We start from the raw sequence: 26,451 nt of genomic DNA, 5'->3' as shown, positions 1-26,451 counted from the left end.
TATAATTAATTGATATTGCGCCGCTAGGATATGTGTCCCATTTTTGTGACAGATAGTAACTTTCACTTGTTTTGGGATGTGGAACGCAATAAGTCGATTGTTTAATGAGTTGATAGTTAGTTTAATCAACCAACGATGTGCAAAACACCACATATATTCAACTAAAAACTATGCAATAGGTTAATGGGAAACGTTGGCCATTAGCGGAGGTCAGATGAGTACGCAAACCGTGCCGCAAAACGCGATTGTAAATGCTGTCAAAGGGGAAGTTTTGGTATTGGATCTTACAGGTAAGATCCGAGTGGTAAGCGCCGGAGATGCGTTAAATACAGGGGATGTCATTGTCACAGAAAACAATGCGTCTTTGGATGTTCTAATCAATAACGAGCTCTATCTTGTCGACCAAAACTGTGTCGCGTGTCTTCCCGAGCCTTCATCAGAACAACCGGAAACTTTGGTTCAAACCCCGGTTGATGGCCAAATTGCTTTCGACCCGACGGCGATTGATAGTGCTAATTTTGACGCAAATGATGTTGCTGCTATCCAACAAGCGATTTTGGAAGGTGCCGACCCGACGGCAATTCTTGAAGCAACGGCCGCTGGTGGCGATGCGTCTGGCTCGGCAAATGCTGGCTATGTGACGGTTGAATACAACAACCCAGAAATGCTTGCCTCGACGTTTTTCGAAACCTCTGCAGCACTCACTGGCGTGCAAGATCGCGAAGAAACCGATGACATCAACGTCACCATTTTTGCTGATGGTGGACAATCTCTTGAATCGGAAGTAACCGAAGGTTCGATTTCCCTTACGACTTATCCTCAATCTATTGCAACCAGCGTATCCGTTGAGGCGGGCGATCTCCCGCTTGACCCTAGCTCATTTGTTCCATCTGCTGCTTCACTAGAGTCGCTACTGGCCGAGTTGAACACCGATATTCAATCTGGTGGTAAAGCTGTCGAGTTCTCATACGACGAAGCGCAAAATGCCATCATTGGTGTTCAAGATGGCAATGAAGTCCTACGTATTGAAATTGAAGCGACTTCGCTAGGTCGTGATATCGAGTTGGAGGTGACGACCACCATAAGCCAAGGCATTGACCATGTTGCGTCTGTAGATGACGGGCAGGTGTCGATTGTTGGTGACCGCATCAGTATTGAGTTTGAGATGACGGGTACTGATATTGGTGGTAACAGCATTCGTACGCCAATTGATTTTGTCACGACGATTATCGATGGTGATAATCCAGCGCCGCAAGACATCTCGTTTGAGAATGAAGAATCTTCATCGACGCCAATTACGGGGACGTTTGTCGAAATTGGCAGTGACCAGTTGGCTTCTGTCACCTTTAATCAGGAAAGTTTGTCGCAATTTGATGGTTTGTTAACTGACAACCAAGCGACGGTTGCGACCTTGTCTGAAGATGGCAGTAACATCACGTTAACCGTAGCTGGCACGGGAGAGGTGGTATTAAGCATCACTTTAAACACCGATGGCACTTACCAATTTGAACAGTTCAAACCGCTTGAGCAGACGAATGATAGCGATACGATAGCGCTTTCCCTTCCAACGACGATCGTGGATTTCGACCAAGATACGGTCAGCAATACCTTTGTGATTACAATTGCTGATGGCGATAACCCAGTCATTAACAATGTCACAAGCTTGTCTTTGGACGAGTCTGGCGTCGAGCAAGGTTCTCTACAGGGCATCGCGATTACTAGCGGTACCGGATCGATTTCGGCAGCCGCAGGCAGCGATATTATTGATCACTTCGAAGTAGAACCAACGGAATTTAATGTCTCTGGCGAGTTGCAATCGCAAGGGCAAACTGTACTTCTTGAACTCACTTCTGATGTCAATGGCGTTCGTACTTACGAAGGCTACATTGAGCTTGATGGTGTGCGCATTACGGTATTCGACATCAGTATCGACTCACCGTCTCAAGGCGAATATCAGTTCAACCTCTATGAACAGCTGGATCATACTGGCGCAAACGACGAATCGTTAACGTTCACCATTCCAGTTTATGCCGTTGATGCCGACGGAGACCGCTCTTCTTTGACGCTAGGTTCGAACGATGCCAAAGCCGCAGAAATCGTTATAGAAGTTAAAGATGATGCGCCTTCTATTGATGGTGTGGAAGCTTTAACGGTGGATGAAGACGACCTTGCGAGCATCGGTTCGGATCAAAATGATTCTGTTTCGGTTGACGGCAAGTTCACCACGACAGAAGGCTCCGACCGAGTGGTGAGTTATCAACTCGACGCATCGACCAATCCAATTGATGGCTTGACTTCACATGGTGAAGCCGTTGAGCTGGTAGAAACCGCAAATGCCGACGGCAGCTTCACTTACACCGCGACAGCAAACGGCAACTCAGTATTTACGCTAGTGGTGAATGTTGATGGTTCATACAACTTTACGTTAGAAGGCACAATCGATCACGCTAGTGGTAGTGATGCGTTAACACTGAGTTTCCCTATTACAGCGACGGATTTTGATGGCGATACCAGCACCATGGTTTTGCCTGTCACCATTCAAGATGACGTTCCTACGATTGAGAATGTCGAGCCTCTCACTGTAGATGAAAATGACTTAATTACGAATGGTGGACAATCAACGCACTGTTGGTTGAAGGGCAGTTCACTACCACGCAAGGCTCAGATGGTGTGGTTCAGTACCAGCTTGAAACAGGTTCAGACCCGCTAAACGGTTTGACCTCCAACGGTCAAGTTATCACGTTGGCCGAAGTCAGTAATGCCGACGGTAGCTTTACCTACACGGCGACGGCAAACGGCAATCCGGTATTTACGTTACAGGTAAACAGTGACGGGAGTTACTCGTTTGAACTGCAAGGGGCTGTTGATCATGCTCCAAATAGTGACACCTTAACGTTGGACTTTTCCATCATCGCGACGGATTTTGATGGCGACACGAGCAAAATTACGTTGCCAGTCACCATCGTTGACTCATTGCCAGTTGTAACGGATTTTGAAGCGATCAGTGTTGATGAAGACGATCTGGCTGGTATCGGTTCTGACCAAAACGACCCAGTTTCAATTAATGGCCAGTTTACGACCACTGAAGGTGCAGACAGAGTTGTGAGTTACCAGCTTGACTCGAATGCGACACCTGTTGATGGATTAACCTCACAAGGCGTAGCTGTCACAATGACAGAAACGGCTAATTCTGATGGCAGCTTCACCTATACGGCAACAGCAGGGACAAATCCGGTTTTCACATTAACCGTCAATCCCGACGGCAGCTACAACTTTACACTTGAAGGCGCGATTGACCATGCAGCAAACAGTGACAGCTTAACGCTCAACTTCCCGATCACAGTGACCGATTTTGATGGAGACACGACTTCTGCCGTTATTCCTGTCACGATTACCGATGACCAACCGACTATCACAAATGTTGAAGCCATCAGTGTTGATGAAGACGACTTAGCGAACATCGGTTCGGACCAAAATGATTCACTTACGATTGATGGTCAGTTCACGACAACGCAAGGTTCTGACCGCGTGGTTAGTTACCAGTTAGATACCTCTGTAGATGTGGTTGCAGGGCTCACCTCGCAAGGCAATCCAGTGACGTTGATAGAGACTGCAAATCCTGATGGTAGCTTCAGCTACGTTGCGAGCGCTGATGGCAACCCTGTCTTTACGTTGGTCGTGAAAACGGATGGCAGTTATAACTTCACGCTGGAAGGCCCAATCGATCACGCTATTAATAGCGACGAGCTAACGCTGAACTTCCCAATTATTGCGACTGACTTTGATGGCGATACAACTTCTGCCACCATCCCAGTGACTATCGTCGATGATAAACCAATCATCACGAGTGTGGATGCAATCCAAGTTGATGAAGATGACTTGACGGGGATTGGCTCAGACCAAAGTGATGCACTTTCTATAAACGGTCAATTTGCTACAACGCAAGGTTCTGATGGTGTCGTTAGTTATCAATTGGATGCTTCTGCCGACCCTGTAGCAGGGCTGACGTCTCAAGGCGTCGCGGTAACGATGACTGAAACGGCCAACCCAGACGGCAGTTTTACTTATCAAGCCACCGCGGGTGGTAACGCCGTCTTTACCTTGATTGTTAACGCAGATGGTTCTTATAACTTTACGCTAGAAGGCCCTATAGACCATGCCAATGGTAGTGACGAGCTAACGCTGAACTTCCCGATTATTGCGACCGATTTTGATGGTGATACCAGTTCAGCGGTGATCCCAGTGACCATCGTCGATGACCAACCGACCATCACAAACGTAGATGCCATTATGGTTGATGAAGACGATTTATCGGGCGTTGGTTCTGCTCAAGATGGCGTTGTTTCTATTGACGGTAAACTCACCACAACAGAAGGCTCTGATCGCGTGGTGAGCTATCAACTTGATTCCTCGACGGATCCTGTTACTGGCCTTACCTCACATGGCGAAGCGATTGTACTCGTAGAAACGGCAAATGCTGACGGCAGCTTCACTTACACTGCGACGGCAGATGGCAATCCAGTATTTACGTTGATAGTGAACGATGATGGCTCTTACAACTTCACGTTGGAAGGCCCAATCGATCACGCTATTAATAGCGACGAGCTAACGCTGAACTTCCCAATCATCGCAACGGACTTTGATGGTGACACCAGCTCTGCGGTGATCCCAGTGACGATCGTCGATGACCAACCGACCATCACAAACGTCGATGCCATTACAGTGGATGAAGACGATTTAACGAGTATCGGCTCTGCTCAAGATGGCGTTGTTTCTATTGATGGCAAGTTCACCACAACGGAAGGTTCTGACCGAGTGGTGAGCTATCAACTCGACGGCTCGACGAACCCCGTAGCAGGGGTAACGTCGCACGGCGAAGTTGTTGATTTGGTTGAAACAGCGAATGCAGATGGCAGCTTTACTTACAGTGCGACAGCAAATGGCAATCCTGTCTTTACGTTGGTGGTGAATACCGATGGTTCATACAACTTTACGTTGGAAGGCCCAATCGATCACGCGACTGGTAGTGATGAACTGACGCTAAACTTTCCAATCATCGCGACCGATTTTGATGGCGATACGTCATCGGCCACCATCCCTGTAACCATTGTTGATGACCAGCCAACAATTAACAATGTTCAAGCGATCACCGTTGATGAAGATGACCTCGCGCAGATTGGCTCGGCTCAAGACGGTTCAGTATCGATTGACGGACACTTCACCACCAATCAAGGTTCTGATGGTGTAGTGAGTTACCAATTGGATGCCAGTGCGACGCCTGTTGATGGGCTTACTTCGCAAGGTATTGCGGTGACATTGAGTGAAACGGCAAATCCAGATGGTAGTTTCACTTATACGGCAACCGCAGGAACCAATCCTGTCTTTACGTTAACTGTGAATCCAGATGGCAGTTACAACTTTACACTCGAAGGCCCAATTGACCATGCGAGTAACAGTGACGAACTGACGCTGAGCTTCCCAATCATCGCGACGGATTTTGATGGTGACACCACTTCTGCCACGATTCCTGTGACCATTGTTGATGACCAACCAGTGATCACAAATGTTGCGCCAATTACGGTCGATGAAGATGACTTGAACAACATTGGTTCTGATCAAAAAGAAGCGCTTTCCATAGACGGTAAGTTCACTACGACTCAAGGCTCGGATAGTGTCGTCAGTTATCAGCTCGATGCGAATGCGATGCCTGTTGATGGGCTTACTTCGCAAGGCATTGCCGTAACCATGACTGAAACTGCAAACGCAGATGGCAGTTTTACTTACACAGCCACCGCGGGTACGAATGCTGTGTTTACGCTCGTTGTAAAACCGGATGGCAGTTATAATTTTACTCTTGAAGGGACACTTGACCATCCAATCGGTGCAGATGAGCTAACGCTGAATTTCCCTATTATCGCGACCGATTTTGATGGCGACACCACGAGCGCGACTATTCCAGTCACGATTGTTGATGATCGACCAACACTCGATGGTATCGACGCAAACAGCGTACTCACAGTAGACGAAGATGATTTGCCAACCGTGGGTTCTGATGGCAATGAACCAACGAGTATTATTGGTAAGTTTGTCGCGACAGAAGGTGCGGACTATATCGTCGAGTACCATATCGTTGACTTGAACACGCCAGTTCAAGGCTTAAAGTCTGGTGGGCAATCACTGACTCTCGTTGAAGTTTCTAATTCAGGTGGCGTATCCGTTTATGAAGCCATTATTGATGGAACAACAACACCTGCTTTTCGAGTGACGTTGGATGTTTCTGATGGCAGCTACAAGTTTGAACTACTTGAGCCACTCGATCATCCAACCGCGAATGGTCAAAACGACATCGTCATCAACCTTCCTATCGCAGCGACGGATTTTGATGGTGATGTTTCGAATACTCTCACGTTGCCGATCACTGTTGTGGATGACGTACCAACCATCGACGGTTTGGCTCAGGGTAGTGAACAGACCGTCGATGAGGACGACCTACCGCAGGGTACTGACCGTACTCAAGACACCATCATCGGTGGTACCTTCGATGTAACAGAAGGGGCAGACCAAGTCACCTCGATTCAACTGAGTGATTTGACGACGCCAGTTAGTGCATTGATGTCTGGCGGAGAGGCAGTCACCTTAGTCTTAACGTCCAGTACTGGCGGAGTGAATGTTTATCAAGGTATCACGGTTAATTCTCAAGAAGTGGTGTTTGAGTTAACTCTGAATGCGTCAAATAGCTCCTATGAGTTTGATCTTAGAAAACCACTTGATCATCCTGATGGTAATCAGCAAAACAACATTATAATCGAACTGCCAATCACCGTGACTGACGGTGATGGCGATGTATCACCAGTGTTCACGTTACCGATTACGGTGGTCGACGATGTACCCGTGGTAACGAATATAGACAGTTTACAAGTGCATGAAGATGATTTGCCGCTGGGCTCAGACGAGACCAAGGAGCCTCTAACGGTTTCTGGTCAGTTTGAAGTGACCAGCGCGGATGGTATCGACTCATTTGTTCTGGATCTCAATTCCAATCTACTGCCTGCACTTACTTCTGGCGGCGAGAGCATCGCGATTACTCAAGACGCTACAGCGTCAACGAGTGATGCTTTGGTTTATGTCGGAAAAACCGTTGGTGGCGACACCATTTTCACGCTGACATTGCATCAAGACGGACGCTACGATTTTGAATTGTCTGGCGCGCTCGATCATGCAACCAATTCTGATGACCTGACCATCAATCTGCCGATTGTGATTACCGACGGGGACAACGACTCCGTTAACGCGACGTTGCCAGTCACTATTTTGGATGATAAGCCGACGATTGAAGCTATTCGTCCAGGAAGTCACTTGTCCATTGATGAGGATGACATTCCGAACAAAGGGTCGGATGGTCAAGGTGATCATATTATCGGCGGACATTTTGATGTCGTTGACGGTGCAGATTCTATCGTTAGCTTCCAATTGGAGGATCTTGTCTCACCTGTTGCTGGGTTAACGTCAGCAGGTCAGCCACTAGAGCTTGTTGAATACTCAAACGCGAATGGCGTGATTGAGTACCGTGCGTACGTGCAAGGCACTACCGATATCGTGTTTAAACTTACGTTAAATGCTGGAGAAGATAGGTATCAATTTGAATTATTTGCTCAGCTAGACCATCCAAATGGCAATGGTGAAAATGAGCTAGTGATTGATTTCCCTGTGAATGCCACGGATTTTGATGGCGATGTGTCGAACACGATTAGTTTGCCAATTACCGTTGTTGATGATGTGCCGTCTATCACTGGGGTGGATAACAGTAGCCAGTTGACGATTGACGAAGATGATTTACCTGCTGGCTCTGATACTTCTGGCTTACGAGTGTTAGATGGACACTTTAACGTTGTTGCTGGCGCTGATGAAATCGTCAGTTATCATGTTTCTGACTTAGCTGGCGCGGTCGCTGGTTTGCAGTCAAATGGTCAAGATGTGGAACTAAGACTGGTCTCTGAAGCCGACGGTGTAAGCACCTATGAAGCGGTGATTGTTGGCACGAACACGCAGATTTTCACCCTAACGTTGGATGCAAAAGACAATAGCTACCAATTTGAGTTAGTGGGTCCTGTGGATCATCCTGCTGGCGCGGGCGAAAACAGCCTAACGTTAGATATTCCTATTTCTGTTACTGACTTCGATGGTGATACATCGGCATCTGTGAACTTGCCAATCTCCATCGTGGATGACGTGCCGGAAATCAAAACGGCGACGCCGTTGTTCTTAGATGAAGATGACTTGCCTTCAGGCTCAGAGCTGAGCAAAGACAGCCTAGAGGCAAGCGGCAGCTTTGATAGCGTAGAAGGTGCGGATACGATAGTTTCTTACCAGTTAGATTTGTCTGGTGACCCAATCAGCGGGGTAACGTCAGGCGGACAAGCGGTCACGCTCGTACAAACTGGTGTGAATAACAACAACTACACTTACCAAGGTCAAACGCCAGATGGAAAGTCGGTATTTACTCTGGTGTTAAATGCTGACGGAACATACAAATTCACGCTAGAAGGCGTACTGGATCATGGTGTTCAGGGCGAAGATTTACTGACGCTCAATCTGCCTGTTTTTGCGACGGATGTGGATGGCGATACCGCTGGTATCAATCTTCCTGTGACGATCACAGATGATGTTCCAACGATTTACGATAGTTCCATCACTCGTGTTGAAGGGCAGGGAACGCGAACCGTTCAACTGTTCCAAGACCCTGTAGAAGGCGACTTAAATTATGGTGCAGATGGCAGTGAGCTGACCTCATTTAGCGCAGACGATTCAGGTATCTATTTCAAACAGAATGGAATAGATATGACAACCGTTGATCTTAACGGCAGTAATCAAACGGTTTTTGTACATAAAACCCTAAACGGCGTTGACACTGAAATTGGGCGTTTGATTGTTCGAACTGATGGCTCTATTAGCTTTAGACCAAATGACGATCTTGATCATACCGATGCGGCTTCAATCGATTTCACGGTTCATGTTACGGCTACCGATGGTGACGGAGATACGAGTACCGCCGATCTCGACATCTCCGTGACAGACAGAAATGCACAAATCGATACCTCATCGGTGTTGTCTTTCGAAGATAAAGGCCGTGACGGTTCTATCCTTGGTACTGAGAATGCCAATACGCAAGATAACTTATCTGGTCTAGATACTACGCCAGCGAAAGTCGATCTAGTGATTAACTTGCACGACCTCGATAGAAATGAAAGCCTAGGCGACATCACGATTCGCGATGCGAGCACGCACAACGGCACGTTCTATTATCGAAATGCCAATGGTGAGTACATTGAACTTACTCCAGTCAATGGCTCTGTTGTGTTGGACGGTTCGAATGTCATTCAATCATTCAATGGTGAGTTCGTTACGCTTGAGAACCTCTATTTTGTGCCTGACCGCCATTTTGCGACAGGCGATAGTGGCATAGATCCACGCATCCGAGTTGAGATCCTTAATAACGGTGTGTCTGACCACATCATCAATGGCAGGCTCAACATTCAAGTGGAAAGCGTTGCAGACATCGCGACGTGGACGGCAAACAGTACCTTTAACTACACGGTTGATGAAGATGGTAACAACGTTTCTCTGAACATCAGCGCGCAAACACAAGACAGCAGTAACCCAGAAAGCATCGTGTACGAACTTGTCTTTACCCAAGGTGAGGGCAACGCAACGCTAGTTTACTCAGATGGCAGTGCCATCGCGCAAACGGGCGGGGTATACCTTGTTGATGCAAGTCGAATTGGCGATGTTCAAGTTGATCCAATTGATAACTTCTCGGGTGAAATAAAAATTGATGTCACTGCGATCACCACGGAGAGCGTGAATCCACTGACAGGCAAAGAAACGGCTCGCTCAGAAACGGAAACCATCGTCATTGATGTCTCTCCAGTCGCTGATGCTGGGAGCTTTACCGTGAATCGCATCAATATTTTCGAGGATAACGCTCGCACTCAAGATACGGTCGATCCGGTTACTGACCACGATCCACTTCAATTAAGCGAAGTGATTTCAATGAAACCATCCGCGGATATGGATGGTTCAGAAGAGCTGTTTGTTCGCATCTCGAATTTCTCTATCGACGGCGTGACGCTTGTTTGGCTCGATGGCGTGAATCCTTCACAGATTGTTGAAGTAACGGATGGCAACGGCAATGTGCTGTATTACGAAATTCCTGAGTCGCAGCTGACGAATGTAGAAGTGCTGCCACCACTGCACAGTAACGACGATTTCACCTTCAACGTTGAAGGCATCGTAAAAGACAGCGCATCGCTTTCAACAGGTTCTGCGCAAGATGTACTTTCACTCGGGAACAAAACCGTCATTGTTGATGTGAAAGGCGTAGCGGATATTCCAATCGTTGAACTCAATGATAAATCAGGCATTTGGCAAGAGTTTGATGATGGCAACGTACGTGGCGTTCAAACATTTGTGGATGAAAATGGCCAAGTTGATATTTCGTTCAGCATTCTTTCTGGAGAATTCAAAGATAACCCGAACGATCACTCTGAAACGGTAACGGTACTGCTTTCCAACATTCCTGATGGCGTTGAGATATTTGATAATGATGGCAACTCGGTCGATTTAACGTTCGTTGGGTACGATGGCAATAACCAGCCAATCTATGAAGCGAATATTACGCAAGCAAACATCAACTCGGGCATTGTGATTAAACCGGAAGCATCGTCTACCGAGAATATTCACATCACAGCAACCACGATCGTTACTGAAAACGATGGTCATACGCGCACCTCAACTGGGGAAATTCGTGTGATTGTTGGCCCTGTGATTGACGCAAGAAATAACTATACCGTGGTTTCGGAAGGTGACGAAGATACGCGCTTCAACATCGATTGGAAACCAACGACCAGCCAAAGTCCAGATGCCGATGAGTTCTTCTCAGAAGTGACGATTTCTGGCTTCCCTCCTAGTTGTACCGTGTTCGTGGACGGTGTAGCGCAAACGCTCGTCGCTGGTACGTTAACATTAACGCCACAAGCCAATGAATCGGAGCAAGACTTCTCTGCTCGCGTTACGCAGAGTGGTTATGTTCAAGTTAAGTTGGAACAAGATTCCAGTGCCGACTTTGATTTGAGCACAACGTTGACCGTGAAAGAGATTGACCATGAGTACGTTGATGCGGCAAATCCAGGACAAGGGATTGCAGAAGCGGTGATTACAGGTTCGGTTCACGTTCAAGTGAATCCAGTTGTTGAACCAGAAGATACCTCTGGTGCGATAGGCGATCAAACGCGCTTGCTGGTCACAGAAAGTAATGGTACTGCGATAGACGTTGTTAAATCGGATGCGCAAGGTGCAATCGACTTTACAATCAACACCTCTGCGGGTGGCCAAGCTGGTGCAAACATCATTAAATATCAAGAGTTTGATGCTTCTTCGGATGAGGTGGTAACTGAACTGGTTGTTCAGTTGCACACGACCGATCCTGCCATTCTTAACCAGCTAGTCATTATCGGAGCACTGAATGAAGGTGACGGCCGTTGGACGATCATTGATGAGGAGAATTTCTGCATCAAAGCGCCATCTGGCCTTGATCTGACGCCGAACGACGACACTGACAATGGTGATAACGGCGGTTTATCGCAAATTGGTTTGACGATTTACGCGCGTGTGAATGACTTAGGTGAAGATTCGGTTGAAAAAGACGCAACTGAAATAAGACAAACGGATGTGGTGTTGGAGTTCCCAACGGTTCTTACCCCGCAAACCAGTGTCGCGGCCGAAATTGATGTGACTGATGACGTACAAATTGAAGGCTCAGAAGACAACTTTGTCGATCTTGGTGCTCAGCTTACTTCCAAGATTGATGTGATCAATCCTGATGGTGTGGAAGACGTATTGACCATCGTCATTGACCCATCTTCACCTGGTATTCCGCCGGGCCTAATCATTACGGGTACGGACGTTGATTTCATTAACGGCAAATACGTATTCCAAGCGGATATCGACGCAAGCGGAAACATTGTTGGCCTTGAAGGCTTAACGATGCGTGTGGCTGAAGATTATGCTGGCGACTTCGTTTTGCCTGTGAGATTTGTGACTAAAGATACGGGCTCTGCAGATGAAAAATCGTCCACAGAACTGATTCCGGTGCAAATTCTGCCAGTTGCTGACGTGCCAAATTCGGCAGGCGACCAGCCGTTGGATCGCAACATCACGCCAGATGTCACAGTCGATATTACTGGAACACTTGGTCTTGATGCGAACAAGCAGCCTGTTGATGACCTCAATAACGATGTTCCAACCGCTGATGGTATTGGTTACGAAGATGGATTAATTCAGCTTAATTTGAACGTCGATTTTGCAGATGGCTTCAACAACACATTAGGCGGTAGAGAAACGTTAACCAACATCAAGTTGACGCTTGATGACACGACACAGGGTGAGTTTGTCGATAGCAATGGCAATAGTTTGGGCACGAGTATCGAATTTAATGAAGCCGATATTTTAGCGGGAGCGTTGGATAACGTTCTGTTCAAACCGAGTGAAAACTACCCGGTTGGTGGTGGTCAAAATACGGTGAAAATTAACATCGAAGGCGAAATCACAGACGTTGCCGTGTTTGACCAATCGACATTGATCAATCCGGGCGATAACGTAGATGTACGCACCTTTACCGACGACGTGACATTTGAAGTCACGCCTGTCGTGGATGACATTGTAATTACGGGAACCGATCCAAGTCAGCCTATCGTCGTGACGGGTGATGAAGATACGTTGATTTCACTCAACCAGTCAGGTACTGGCGTTACGATCAGTCTGACCGACGATGATGGCTCTGAAAGCTTTGTTTCACTTAAGCTGACAGGCATTCCGAATGACTTTGTTGTTGAGTCTAATTCATCCGATTACATTGTGAAAAACGCAGGCAATGGCGAGTGGAGCATTCAAGTTAAAGACTTGACGCAAACTTCTATCGACTTGAGCGATATTCAAATTAAGCCGCCAAAACACTTTAGTGGTGAAGTTGAAATCGGTATCTCTGTCTTCATTCAAGAAGAGTTGTTGAAAGTGCCTACCGAGCGAAACAGCAACTTTACGTTAGTCGTTAACCCGATTGGCGACGACGTGGATGTTAACCCAGATGCTCAAGTCTCAGGCAATGAAGGCGAAGACATTACCATCAACGTGAATGCGCTGGTGGTGGATAACAAAGAGTCGATTGGCGACGGTGCAAATTATCAAGAGAATGATCCAGAAACACTGAGGGTTGAGATTTCAAACGTACCAGATGGTGCGAGCTTGTCACTTCCAGATGGAACGACATTTGTTGATCAAGGTAGTGGTGTTTTTGTCCTTGAAATCAATGCACAAGACCTAGATCAAATCGTCTTTAACTCTGGTGATAGAAATGACAATTCTTGGGGTGGCTCGCTTCATTTTAAAGTGCAAGCGGTCGATACCGGCCTAGACGGCAGCCAAAGCTTGGGTAATGCGGAAGAGTTTGATGTGTCTGTCGATGTTACAGCGGTAAACGACAGACCTGACTTCGTTAATGTTGTCGATGTGGAAACACCTGAAGACAACGCCTTATTGCTAAATAGCTTCGGTATCTCTGATGTCGATGCGGTACTTGATAACCCGAATGCAGAGTATGTTCTTAATGTAGCGGTAGATAGCGGGTATCTCGCATTGAACGCTAACGTTATCTCGAAATATGGTTTGACGGTTCAGGGTGACGGTACAGGAGCAGTTGAGCTAAAAGGTTCAGTCGCAGATCTCAACGCCGCCATTGCAGAAGGATTGATTGAGTTCAACCCTGATCTCAACTTCTTCGGCGATGTTACTGTGAACATTACAGTCGATGACCAAGGTAACGAAGGCATTGTTATTAGTGGTGTTGATGAAACTGTAAACACCAACAGCAGCAGTTTTGTGATTGATGTTACAGCCGTGAACGATGCGCCTGAAACGTCGCCAGTTACCTTGACCAGTATTGGTGAAGACAGTGGTGTATTTGCAATTTCTGCATCAGATTTGCTTGTGAATGCCACTGATGTGGAAAACGACAACTTGACGGTGAGTAACGTTCAACTTGTGGACCCTAGTTCTGGCTCTTTGGCGTTTAACTCAACCACAGGGAATTGGGAATTTACGCCAGCGCCGGGTTACAACGGCCCTGTAGAGCTGACTTACGATATTACGGACGATGGCACAACAAATGGTGTATCCGATCCTAAGACGGTATCGGGTTCTGCATCTTTTGAAGTGTTCGATGTAAACGATGCGCCTCAAACATCGGAAGTGACGCTTTCTTCGATAGAAGAAGACAGCGGCGCTGTGAGCATTACCGCCTCGGAACTATTGGCAAATGCAACTGATCCGGAAAACGATAACTTGGCGGTCAGTAATGTCACGCTTGCGGATCCATCAGCGGGAACGATCACGCAGATTAGCGCGACGGAATGGCGCTTTGAACCATCAGCAAACTTCAACGGCGACGTGAGTTTTGTCTATGACATTACTGATGATGGCACGACCAATGGAGCACCGGATCCAATCACAATCAGCGGTTCTGCGGTCATGAACGTTCAAGCGGTTAATGATGCTCCGGAGATTGATGGCTCATTAGTAACCAGCACGATCTTCGAATCGGCAGGTCAAAAAATATCAGGCATTACGATAGCGGATGTGGATTTCACTGGTATCCATGAGAACGAGATCATGACGATTTCGCTCAGTGCGAGTGAAGGTGATGTCAGTGTTATCGCGCCATCCGGCAGTGGTGTGACGCAAGGTGTTGGTTTAGCGGGTGAAACCGTGTTGATGGGAACGTTGTCCCAACTTAATGCGGTGTTGACTTCGACAGATCCAAATGTCGGTGTTTTTGTCGATGCAAGTGACGTGAACAGTTCAGCGATTTCATTGACGGTTACAGCGGACGATAATGGAATTTACTACGAGAATTCCACAGGAACGTCGCTGCAAGCCACCGAAACGTTTGATATCAACGTGACACCAGTGGCGGACAAACCGACGCTTGCCTTTGACGCGAACTTTAATTACATCCAACGTATTACTGCTAGCCAAAGTGCGAGTTTTCAGGGCGTAGCGTTAGTCGGCATTATTGCTGCACTGACGGATTTGGATGAAGTCTTAGCGTTAGAGGTGACAGGCGTTCCAAGAGGCGCAACGCTAACGAGTGATGCAACCACATCGAGCATCAGTTTTGATAGCGCGACTTCTACTTGGACAGTGCCTGCTGATGAAATTGATACGCTTCACATCGATAATGTGCGCCAAGGTGATCACGATATCACGCTGACTGCGGTTTCAACGGAATCGAATGGCGATCAAGCGTTCTCAGACCCAATCGATATCAGCATCAATGTTACGTCTAACAACCGTGACATCGATGTTTCTTCTGAAACGGAAGATAATCTGTTACTTGGTAGTGATCGCGGAATTTCCCTCATCGGCGGGGCGGGTGATGACCGCATTATCGGTGGTGACGGCGATGATATTCTCATCGGTGGTCTGGGTTCGGACATCCTAACGGGTGGCGGTGGTAACGATATCTTTAAATGGACTCAAGATACCGTTGACGAAGGTGCGGTGGATACCATCACCGACTTTACGCTTAATGAAGACACGATCGATCTTAAAGACGTGATTGCGGATTTAAATGACCCAATGGCAGGAATTGATGAGTTACTTGCGCATATTCAAGCGGACTACGATGCCACGACAGACAATGTCTCTTTGAGCATTACTACTGATGCGAACGTTCATCAGACTATTGTGGTTGAGAACTTAGGTCAGGCAATAGACTTCAATGGATTAAGCTCAAACGAGATTGTTGAATCGCTTCTTAATCGAGGTGTTATTGATAACGGATAAAGTGACTTGAGAAATGAAAAGTGCGGCGGTTAGATTTGACCGCTGCGCTTATTAGCGTTTGGTGTTCTTCAATATCTGGAAAGGGAGTTAGGTATAATTTTTATCTTGGTTTCTTTAGACGTGAATGTCGAGAAGGCTGCCAATTACCTCGTTATTTTTTTCCACAACGGACGCACCAATACGGTTGTAACTTGCGGCTTGAGTAACTTCGATAAGAGGTTCGATAACAGTAGCATGTGCGGCTAGGGAAGGGTTCGCGGCGAAAGCCACATTTTTAGCGAGTTCGACTTTATTGAATGATAAGTCTTCACCGCCTTTTACGAAGGTTTGTTGAATCTCATGTGCAGCTTTATCCGCCATCTTGTGCGACAACTGCATGATTTGTTGACCGGAGTGAATCCCTGAAACTGGCATGATCATAATTCCACTTATTATGCTGTTGTTAGCATAGGAAGTGTTTATAAAACGTGCAAGTGATTTATATCAATAACTTAATCAAACAAACAGTTTAGATAACATTTCACGCTCTTCAGTGGAGAGCAATGGCTTTTCCTTTTTGTTCAGCGTCATGCTGATTTCGCCTTGCAATGTTTTTAACTGACTTGCCGTCAGGTCTCCAAGCTTCTTTTTTAGCTCTTTAAATTGTTGCGCTTTCATCTCTGTATCCTCGCTGTACTCAGGTTTATCCTTCATGTCCTGTCTAACGGCCTCCGTGGCCACACAACATACTTATTCAATAGAATTAGATTAGAATTTGATCGATGGTTTTTTGTCCGAGTATTGTCAAGGTGCGTTAAGTGATACGTAAGACTTTTCCTATGAAAGGTAATTTTACCTACTTCGGGTTATCTAAAATTAAAAAGGGAAGCAAAAGTGCTTCCCTAATTGCATAAAGAACGCGTGTTAAGTCACATGCACCTTTAAGTTAGTCTCTCTAAGGTCGAGTTAGTTCACACGAACGGCAAATTTGCTCGCCAGCGAGTGAAGCTCAGGCAACATGCGATAAATAAGGTGGAGTTGTTGAAGCACCATACGCGCCGAGCTGTCATCCTCATCGCGCCATTCGTTCAAACGCTGCTCAAGTCCCGCATCGTCAATGTTGGATAAATCGCACTCTTCGCAATGTTGGTGTAATTGTTGATGCAACACATCCAAATGCTGGTGGATACAACGGTGAGCATCCAGAACCAGTTTATGAATGGATTCATCTTCGATGCGAGTACGATGGGCACCTAAAGCAGAGATGTAGCTGAGCATGGCGTGGTTGAGCGTCAGAAAGCGGAAGCTCTCATCGACGGCTGCGCGATACTTACCTGGTTCAGCAAGCATTGTGCTGATTGCTGACGTCAATGTCGCATCATTATTGTGAGCCTGACGACGAGCAATGCGGTAGCTCAGGTTGTCTTTCTTACCGATACGATATTGGCCGATGATCTGATCCAAATACTGTTTATTCGCATCTATCGCATCAGACATCACTTTATGCAGTCTTCTCGATTGCCAGTCAGGTAAAATGAACATCACAGCCGCGACGGCTAGCGCGCAGCCAATCAGTGTATCGGCAAGCCGAGGAAGTACCACTGCGTAGCCTTCACCTAACTGGTTGAACAGGAACAAGACTAACAAGGTGATAAATCCGGTCGCGTAGCCGTAGTTGTTCATCCTAAATGCAAAGAACATCACGCCCGAAACAACGATAAACACCAACTGACTTTCTTGAGAAGGGAAGAACGTTAGCAGCGGTACGCCAATCAACAACCCCGCTAAAGTACCGATCACACGAGCCGTAAGTTTTTGGCGCGTCGCACTGTAGTTCGGCTGGCATACAAACAGCGTTGTAAGCAAAATCCAGTAACCACGGTCAATATCAAACAGCTGAATGATGCCGTACCCAATAGTAAGCGCAATTGACATACGTAGCGCATGTCGAAACAGCATCGAATCTTTATGAAAGTTAGCCGAAATGCGTTGCCACATTGCTTTCAACGTATGTGGGTTGGTATCGGCAAGCGTGTCTTCTTCTAGGCGTTCGGCATCCGGGTTATTGATGTTGTTTAGCTGCTTTTCAACCGTAGCGAGGTTATTGAACAGGTACGTCAGCTGCATTAACAAACGCTTCCAATGACCTTGTTGCTGCTCTTCCAAATACGCCAGTGAATTTTGTAGTTCTGCCAAAGCCAGAATCGACTCATCGGTGTGAGTGTATTCGTTGCCGAGTTGAATGGCTTGAGCAATATCCCGGCAAGCTTGCGCTTGTGTCTCAAGAAGATATTTAAAGCGGAACAGCACGTCTGAACGCTCAAACTCCGTTGCCAAATCTTGGTAGCGGTAGTGGCTCGAACTCACGCGTTCGTGAATGTCTTGCGCGATAAAATAGATATTCAAGAATCGGTCACTCGGGCCGTCTACATGACCACGCTTGGAACGGGTGAGTAGCGTTGCTTTACACGCATTGAGTGCGGTGACCGTAGCAGCATTAAGGCGAGCCGCTTCAATACGCATTGGTTGCGGTGCAAGGTTCGTGACTGGGTGGAAAAGCTTGGCTTTGGCATCGAGATAATTAGCAAGCGCAAGAAACACGTTCGCGAGGCTTAATTGCACCGGCTGCAACGGCCAGAACATTTGCCAGATCATCGACATAAAGTAATACCAAGCGGCACCAGTTAGCAGTAACAACGGCTGGAACCAAATATTTGTGCTTTCGTGCGCGCCGAGCATGGTGTAAATGGCGATCAGCAACGAACCAAATGCGATACTGGCATACTTTGGCCCAATTGCGCCAAGCATGATAAAGCCAAACGTGGAAATAAACAGACCCGTGGCAAACAGCCAAGGGGTGTGAAACAGTATTTCAATAGAGAAGGCCGCAACCGCGAAACAGATAAACGTGAGAATCAGAGCTTTGATTCGTCCCATAAAGCTGTCATCACTTTCCGCTAGTGCAGCGGCAATCACACCTAGTATGAGAGGTGTGATCAAGGTGTTTTGTCCGAAGTACCAAGCAGGAATAACGACACCCAACAGGGTGATCAATATAAGAATGCTGTAGTTAATGGTTTTATTTGCCCAATAGAGGCGAAATTTAGAAGCTGCTTGCACAATGCGCCTTACATTTCCGATAAAAACGGAGAAAAATTCCCAATTTCACTCAAGGATGACTGCGTTAGAAAGTTGACGTTCTAACGGTTAACGCTCACTAATTGAGCCTTAAAACAAACGGCTTTCACGGGCGCTATCATCTTGAAGTTGTTTGGATATGTTACCAAGCTCACTATAGCGTGTTTATGATTTAATTTAAGAAAAAATCACGCTTGGTTATGAAATCGACAGAAATGTCATTGACTTAAGAATGCAGAGCAGTTTTTCGGATGCGAAAACCGTCTAGAGTTTGGGTTTATAGCGTTGAAGTAATGACAATTATGTTCACAAAATCAGCAGTAATGTGAATTTTATTAAAGAATCAAGGAAGATGCGTATTTAGGTGGCGGTCGCTGCTACAATTTGAAGCCCTAAAATGATATAAATCGACAACTTCTCACTTAAAAGGCGCACGTTTCATGCAGCTTACTGCCACCAGCAAAGCACAGTTTTTTATTCAAAATGAGTATTATCATGTCGAAATAAAAGAGAACAGTGTTTTATTAAGCTCAATTGGCAGTGAAGAGCATATTCCTTTCACCGTCTGGAACGGTAAAGTCAACGTGAAACGCGGCCTGTTTTGGAGCTCGCTTCAGTTCTTCGCTCACGAGCAAGATGGCAAGCAACAAAGTTGGTTAGTACAAGGTTTACCTTGGCCTCAATGTCGTAAGTTTGCGTTAGAAGCTGTGCGTCAATATCAAGAGTGGCACAACACTCAGTGCCGAAAACTGGCGGAGTACCTTCCTAAATGGGAAGAAGAGTTGTACCAGCTCAAACACCTTCCTGCCTATCTTTCGCATTCTCAAGTTATGGCGTGGGTAGAGAAACTCAATCAAGAACTCGCAGAAATCAAGACCAGCCTCGACGAAGCTAAAATGCGCATGCCTAATCGCATGGGTGAAATTGAGCCTTGGCTGGTTGACACCTCTCATACGTTGGGAGAGCGCAATCAAGAATGGTTGGAGAACGAACGTCCTAATTGGGAAGTCTTGTTCAACCGCATTGAATCGTCTCCGCTGAACTTGTCGCAACAATACGCAGTGTTGCTCAATGATGATCACAACCTCATTTTGGCTGGGGCAGGCTCGGGTAAAACCAGCGTATTGACTGCAAGAGTGGCTTACTTACTTCAAAGCCATCAAGCTCAAGCGGAAGAACTTTTGATGCTTGCGTTTGGCCGAGATGCCGCGAAAGAAATGAAAGAGCGTTTGGTTGATAAAGTCGGTTTGGCGGCAGAAGGCGTAAGAGTAAATACCTTTCATCAACTCGGCTTGTACATTCTTAATCAAGTCGAGCAGCAGCCTGTCGAAATTAGCCCTCTTGCATTAGACGATAACCAACGCACGGCTTGGTGTGTCGACTGGTTGAAAAAGCACTGGATGACACCAACAAATTTCAAACGTTGGCAAAAGCATTTAGATAAATGGCCTATTGCTTACCTGAAAGGTGATGATGAGCTGGGTAGCCATTCGGAAAATCCGAAGCTAATTGCTTGGTTGGATTCTCAATTGTCGCATTTAGCTGCTGTTGGTTTAACGAAAAAGCAAGTGCAAGAGAAGTTGGTGGATCACCAAGACTATACGCGCCTCAATAGCGAATTAGCACTGTGTTGGCCGTGTTTTTCTGCATGGCAAAAAATGCTCAAAGAGAGCAATCAAGTCGATTTCCCAACCATGATAAGTCGAGCAACGGATTACGTGAATAAAGGGAAGTTCGTATCGCCTTGGCGTTTTGTTATGGTCGATGAGTATCAAGATATCTCTCCAGATCGTTTGGCGTTGATCGAAGCGTTATGTGAATCAACAGAGAAGCAGCCTGGCGCAACCTTGTTTGCCGTAGGCGATGACTGGCAAGCGATTTACCAGTTTGCGGGCGCAGATGTGGACTTGATTACTGGGTTTAAAGAGCGATTCGCTCACTCTACGGTACATCACCTAGACACAACCTATCGTTTCAATAATCAAATTGGCGATGTAGCGAATACGTTCGTGCAGCAAAACCCATCACAATTACCGAAGACGCTCAACAGCCACAAACAACGCAAGCAAAAGAGCGTGCACACAGCGCCAAGCAACCAAGTTGAGAAAATCCTCGATCAATTGAATCAACAAGCGAAACAAACTAAGTCTGTATTGCTGCTTGGCCGTAACCATTACCACAAACCCGATTTGTATGATGACTGGTTAAGACGATTCCCGAATCTCGATATTCGTTTTATGACTTGTCATGCGAGTAAAGGTCGAGAAGCCGATTTTGTGATTATTTTGGCTGTGGATGAAGGGCAGTTCCCAGCTAAGAAGAAGCAGATTCACATCGACGGTGCGTTGACCGAGTCCAAAGACAAATTCCCGTATGCCGAAGAGCGCCGACTGTTCTATGTCGCGATTACGCGTGCAAAAGAGAAAGTGTGGATCACGCATACGGGCGCGGGTTCTGCATTTGTGCAAGAACTCGTAAGTGGCGACTACCCAATCGTTACCTCACGCTAAACGCACTTTTTCAACCGTTAAAAACAACAAAGGCGATACTCAGTATCGCCTTTGTGTTATCTATTTGATTACGTCGATTTACATGCGTTCTGCAAGGTAAGCTTCGTAATCTGGCACTTCGATGTCGACTTCTTGTTCTAAAAGAGGAGAGTCGAAGAGGAATTTTGCCGTTGCACGGTTAGTCGCAACTGGGATGTTCCAAACACTCGCGATACGAAGTAGGGCTTTCACATCAGGGTCGTGAGGTACGGCGTTTAGTGGATCCCAGAAGAAGACCAACACATCGATTTTACCTTCCGAAATCAATGCTCCGAGTTGTTGGTCGCCACCCATCGGGCCGCTGATCATACTCTTAATTGCTAAGCCAGTTTCTTTGCTCAGCATGTGGCCAGTTGTGCCTGTAGCGTACAAGAAATGGCGTTGCAGCTTTTCTTTATTCTCTTTTACCCAGCGAAGGAGCTCAGGTTTGCAATTGTCGTGGGCAACCAATGCCACGTGTTTATGCGCAGGCATGGTACGAGTCGTTTTTTGCATCAAGTTATTCCGATTTTATGATTATGAACTGGTTATCTATCAATAAAACACTTTTTTAGCGCATCAATCAACAGCCTTTATGCTGAATGTCGGCCTATATTCTGACGGAGATAACGATTCTTCAATTGTGTCATCGTGAAGCGTCTTTGGCGTCAGTGGTTTGATGATTGGCGATGCCTGTTTTTCATACGGTTGATGGCGTAAATAGTGCGCCGCTTGCATGACAGACAGGCGGCCTTGCTGCACCATTTTGTCTGTCGGAGCAAAAAGCACTTTGTTGCGCAGAAGACCACGATACACACCGTGACTCAAATACGCCGATACCAAACCAATATCATGGGTTTTATCTGCGCTGCGCAATTCACTGATGGCTGCTTCTATGGCGACCGCACTGCCGACGATGTAATCAATGTTCCCCATATCAATCACGCGTTGCACCAGGTTACGCTGTAACTCTTTGTCGTTGTCTGCCCAAAAGGAGTCAACGATGTGGATGTCGCTGTTTTTGATAGCTTCATAAAACCCTGTTGTGACAGGCTTAGTGCCACCACGAGTACGCGGGCCAAGCAGTAGGGCAATATTGGTTTTACCTGAGCCTTTTGGATGGCGCTCGGCTAAGTACTTACCGGCCTCGTAACCCATCCAATACCAATCGACACCGACTTCGCCTTTGAGCAGTGTGCTCTGTTCTTCATCAAGATCGAGTTGGTTGACTGTTGCAAATACGGGCGTGTTGCCGACCCAACTTTTTAAGTTGTGTTCATAGGCGTGAGGATCAACCGTGCCTAAAATAATGGCATCCGCACCCCATTGGGTACACAGCGCAAGTTGTTGCTCTTGACGACTTTTATTTGGGTAGCCACCTGCTTCTAATACGCGCAGGTTGACGCCTTGTTTCTCTGCTTCAGAGACCATTCCATAGTTTACTGATAACCAGTAAGAATCCTTTAAATGAGGGTAGATCGCACAGATCTTTTCAGCGGCCACAGAAGGCAGTGAAGCGCAAAGTGACGCTGCCAAGACTGAATGCTTGAAAATTGTACGAATTGAGCGTTGATTTATAACCATGAAATGAAGTTCGTTGGCATAGATTAAGTAAACACTGCAAAATATAACGTAATATGTCGCCGAACACGAACATTAAGGTCATGAAAATATGTTGCTAGCAACCGCAAGCATCGGTCGTAAACTTCTGTTGTCATTCATCGCGATGGCAATGCTGGTCATGTTATCAGCATTGATTGGCGTATCCGGCTTTTCGCTGGTGGCAAAAACAGAAAGGAACGTGGTAGATGCCGCGATCCCCGCCATGATAGAAGCGCGACAAGTCTCGGAATTGAGTACTCGAATCATTTCATCGGTGCAAATGCTCTCTAATGCGCAAAATGAGCAAGAGAGGAAAGAAGCCGGGCGAGTGTTGTTCGAACAACTTGAATCGCTGTTGACGCACATTAAAGAGCTAGGCGGTGAGTCGTTTGATTCAAAACTGCTCGATGCACTTGAAAGCAATGTTCAGAATGTGATCAATAACCTCGCAGAGCTTGGTGTCACGGTTGAAAGAAAGTTGTGGCTCGCGAAAGAAATTGATACTCGTGTTGAAGAAATGCGCCTGCTGAGTGAAGAGTTGGAACAGCTCACCCGCACTCAAGTTCAAAACACCAGCACGATTGCGGTTGCTAACGTAACCCATATTTATGACCTGTTAGAAGCGAATAAAAAAGACCAAGTCTATCAAGCGCTCGATGCCTTGGTTGAAGTCGATCTTGACCTAACCGAGCGTCTGCACGAGCTGCATCTTCTCGCTTTTAAAATGCTTAATCAAATTGAAGAAGCACGCACTCTGACCAACGTTGATCGTATCCAACAAATCCAGACGGCGTTTGAAAACAATCTTAAGATCATGAAACGCCGCGTCTTAGCGGTCGAAGACCCAACACGTTCAAAACAGATGAGCCAATTGCTCACCGAGCTCGGTAAGCGCCAAGTGGTATTTACCATTTTGCTGCAACAATACGAAAACAACGAGCAATCTCAGCAGTTGATGCAAAAAACGCTGGAGCTGTTTTCTGAACTGAACAGCACCGTAAACAAGCTGGTGGACGATTCCAACAAAACCACCACGTTTGCCGTTGACCAGCTGACCAATACCCTGAAATTTGCCCAATGGTCGCTAACGGTGATCTCGATTGTTGGTTTGATTGTGGTTGTGCTTATCCTTTGGCGCGTGGTTTACGTGTCGGTAGTGAAACGTTTGGCGGAATACTCTGCTGCGCTGCTTTCTGTTGCCCAAGGTAACTTGGCTGTTGAGCTAGAAGTTAAAGGCAAAGACGAACTCGCGCACATGGGGCAAGCAATCATCACCGCTCGCAATACCGCCCAAGCGCTCAAAGTGGTGGCAGAAGGGGAGGCAAAAGCCAAACGAGAACTGGAAGAGCACAAAGAACACCTTGAAGAATTGATTGAGCAGCGCACTTCGCAGTTGAGACAAGCAAACCTGCGCTTGAATGAAGAGGTCGTGAACCACGCTCAGGCGCGTAATGAAGCCGAGCAGGCGAGCCGTGCGAAATCGGCCTTCTTAGCGACAATGAGCCATGAAATTCGAACGCCGATGAACGGCGTGCTCGGTACTGCTCGTTTGTTAATGGATTCTGGTTTAAACCCAATTCAAAAGCGTTACGCGGAGATCATCAACCGCAGTGGTAAAACCTTGCTTGCCATCTTAAATGACGTTCTTGATTACTCGAAAATTGAAGCCGGCCATCTTGAGATTCGCCGATTGGGCTTCGACCTACATCAAATGGTTGAAGACACGTTCCAACTGATGAACAGCCGAGCACAAGAGAAGCAACTGCTGTTCTCTTACCACATTGAAAGTGACGTCAGCCGATACTGGAAAGGGGATGTAACGCGCATTAGCCAAGTGCTGAACAATCTAGTGGGTAACGCGATCAAATTCACTGAAGACGGTGAAATTGATATTTACGTCAGCCTGAATCTAGAAGACGAATCGCAAGTGCTATTTGAAGTCTCAGACACAGGTATCGGCATTTCGAAAAAAGATCAGAAAACTCTGTTTGATGCCTTCACGCAAGCAGAAGGTGGTCTGAATCAAATCGGTGGTACAGGGCTTGGTTTGGCGATAAGCAAACGCATCGTAGAAGCCATGGGCGGCGTGCTAGAAGTCGACTCAGAAGAGGGCGAAGGCAGCCGTTTCTGGTTCTCCATCCCACTTGAAGAAAGCGAACCTGTGGAAATCGGTGTTGTGGCGAGCGCTCGCTGCAAGGTGAAAGCGAAAGTGCTGTTGGTCGAAGACAATGAAGTAAACCGCGTGGTGGCGGAAGGTTTCCTCCAGAGCATGGGGCATCAAGTTGTGATGGCGGAAGATGGTCTGCAAGCTGAACGAATCATTGATAAACAAGATTTTGATATCGCGCTTGTTGACATCAATTTACCTGATTGCGACGGCACAGATTTGATTCAACGCTTAAAACGCATCGAACGTAACAAGCCAGGTGACAAAGCGCTGTCACCGACACCTATGATTGCGGTGTCTGCTCATGTTTTTGCGGAAGAAGTTGAACGCTACTTGGCAGCGGGTTTTGATGGTTACTTGCCAAAACCGGTTGAGAAAGAAGCCCTTGCTACGTTGATTCAGGATGTTCTGGATGGCAAACAATTACTGCTTCCGCAAAGTGGAGAATGCTTACCTCTGAGCGAAACGAGCGATACCAATCTAACTATTGAAAATCAGGTCGAACAAGACCACCAACAACGAGAGGAACCAGAAATGGTCATCATTAATCCAAGCGTGATCCAGTCCGACATGAAGATTTTAGGCAGAGAAAAAATGCTGCATATCATCGACTTGTTCAGAAATACCAGTGCGGATGTACTTGGACAGTTGGTTGAGTCAGCAGAAAAAAATGACAGCCTAGCAGTGAAAAATCTCGCTCATAAACTAAAAGGCAGTGCGGGGAGTTTAGGTCTTACTGCGTTAATGAACACTTGCCAAAGTATCGAGATTGCAGCCGAACCGCTAGATACATACAACGCTCAGCAAGGTTTGTTGGACGAGCAAGTCGCAGCGTCAGTTAATGCACTTGATGAGCTGATGGCAGAATAAAGCTCTGCTTTTTACACCTAAGCCTTAAGCCAAACCTAAAAACAAAAACCTCCGGTAAATGCCGGAGGTTTTTTCTATTTGGTCATGTCATCTTCCCACTCGAATCGAGTGTCTAAGGCATAAGGGTCATCATCTAATGGATGTTCCACTTTGCCACGTAAGTATTCGAGTTGATGCTCAAGCATGTTGACCGTCTCGTAGTCTCCCTCTGAACAAGCAACGTAAATTTGTTGCTCCAGAGCGGCAATGTTGTCTCGGATACCCATGAGA

8 protein-coding genes and 1 pseudogene are annotated in these 26,451 nt (G+C 46.6%); 3 read left to right on the top strand and 6 right to left on the bottom strand.

The window, feature by feature from the left end; genetic code table 11:
* Positions 1-214 precede the first annotated feature (214 nt).
* Positions 215-15,897: pseudogene (locus tag NL646_RS02805) on the top strand (retention module-containing protein).
* Positions 15,898-16,011: 114 nt separating this feature from the next.
* Here NL646_RS02805 and NL646_RS02800 read toward each other — a convergent pair.
* From NL646_RS02800 to yccS, 3 genes are all read right to left on the bottom strand, one after another.
* A complete protein-coding gene (locus tag NL646_RS02800) occupies positions 16,012-16,311 on the bottom strand; it encodes a hypothetical protein (RefSeq protein ID WP_005498550.1) in 300 nt (99 codons plus the stop codon).
* Between the two features lie 81 nt (positions 16,312-16,392).
* Positions 16,393-16,590, bottom strand: a complete 198-nt coding sequence (locus NL646_RS02795) for a hypothetical protein (protein ID WP_017448124.1) — start codon at positions 16,588-16,590, stop codon at positions 16,393-16,395.
* 252 nt (positions 16,591-16,842) lie between these two features.
* A complete protein-coding gene (gene yccS / locus NL646_RS02790; protein WP_025503796.1) occupies positions 16,843-18,996 on the bottom strand; it encodes a YccS family putative transporter in 2,154 nt (717 codons plus the stop codon).
* Between the two features lie 458 nt (positions 18,997-19,454).
* On the opposite strand from yccS, the gene helD reads away from it, so the two are divergent.
* The gene (gene helD / locus NL646_RS02785) at positions 19,455-21,524 is read left to right on the top strand and encodes a DNA helicase IV (RefSeq protein WP_203503206.1); all 2,070 of its coding nucleotides are present in this window, start codon (positions 19,455-19,457) and stop codon (positions 21,522-21,524) included.
* 78 nt (positions 21,525-21,602) lie between these two features.
* On the opposite strand, the gene NL646_RS02780 is transcribed toward helD, so the two are convergent.
* Together NL646_RS02780 and torT are read right to left on the bottom strand one after the other, a co-directional pair.
* A complete protein-coding gene (locus NL646_RS02780) occupies positions 21,603-22,058 on the bottom strand; it encodes a methylglyoxal synthase (protein ID WP_005454351.1) in 456 nt (151 codons plus the stop codon).
* Positions 22,059-22,121: 63 nt separating this feature from the next.
* Positions 22,122-23,171, bottom strand: a complete 1,050-nt coding sequence (torT, locus tag NL646_RS02775; RefSeq protein WP_367618099.1) for a TMAO reductase system periplasmic protein TorT — start codon at positions 23,169-23,171, stop codon at positions 22,122-22,124.
* Positions 23,172-23,214: 43 nt separating this feature from the next.
* Between torT and torS the strand changes: the two genes are divergently transcribed.
* A complete protein-coding gene (gene torS, locus NL646_RS02770) occupies positions 23,215-26,181 on the top strand; it encodes a TMAO reductase system sensor histidine kinase/response regulator TorS (protein ID WP_253663813.1) in 2,967 nt (988 codons plus the stop codon).
* A 74-nt stretch (positions 26,182-26,255) separates the two neighbouring features.
* Here the strand turns inward: torS and NL646_RS02765 are convergent, their stop codons facing one another.
* Positions 26,256-26,447 (bottom strand): hypothetical protein, encoded by a 192-nt coding sequence (locus NL646_RS02765; RefSeq protein ID WP_005454225.1) that lies wholly within the window; start codon positions 26,445-26,447, stop codon positions 26,256-26,258.
* Positions 26,448-26,451 lie beyond the last annotated feature (4 nt).

It is taken from the genome of Vibrio sp. Y20_XG_PY13, from assembly GCF_024181925.1.
In the GTDB taxonomy this organism is placed as follows: domain Bacteria; phylum Pseudomonadota; class Gammaproteobacteria; order Enterobacterales; family Vibrionaceae; genus Vibrio; species Vibrio parahaemolyticus.
Note: the sequence above shows the minus strand (reverse complement) of the source record. Positions and strands in the feature narration are given on the sequence as shown.

Excerpts from the sequence above, each read along its gene's own strand:
- NL646_RS02800 (WP_005498550.1), bottom strand. The coding sequence starts at position 16,311 with ATGCCAGTTTCAGGGATTCACTCCGGTCAACAAATCATGCAGTTGTCG.
- NL646_RS02795 (WP_017448124.1), bottom strand. The coding sequence starts at position 16,590 with ATGAAGGATAAACCTGAGTACAGCGAGGATACAGAGATGAAAGCGCAA.
- helD (WP_203503206.1), top strand. The coding sequence starts at position 19,455 with ATGCAGCTTACTGCCACCAGCAAAGCACAGTTTTTTATTCAAAATGAG.
- NL646_RS02780 (WP_005454351.1), bottom strand. The coding sequence starts at position 22,058 with ATGCAAAAAACGACTCGTACCATGCCTGCGCATAAACACGTGGCATTG.
- torS (WP_253663813.1), top strand. The coding sequence starts at position 23,215 with ATGTTGCTAGCAACCGCAAGCATCGGTCGTAAACTTCTGTTGTCATTC.
- NL646_RS02765 (WP_005454225.1), bottom strand. The coding sequence starts at position 26,447 with ATGGGTATCCGAGACAACATTGCCGCTCTGGAGCAACAAATTTACGTT.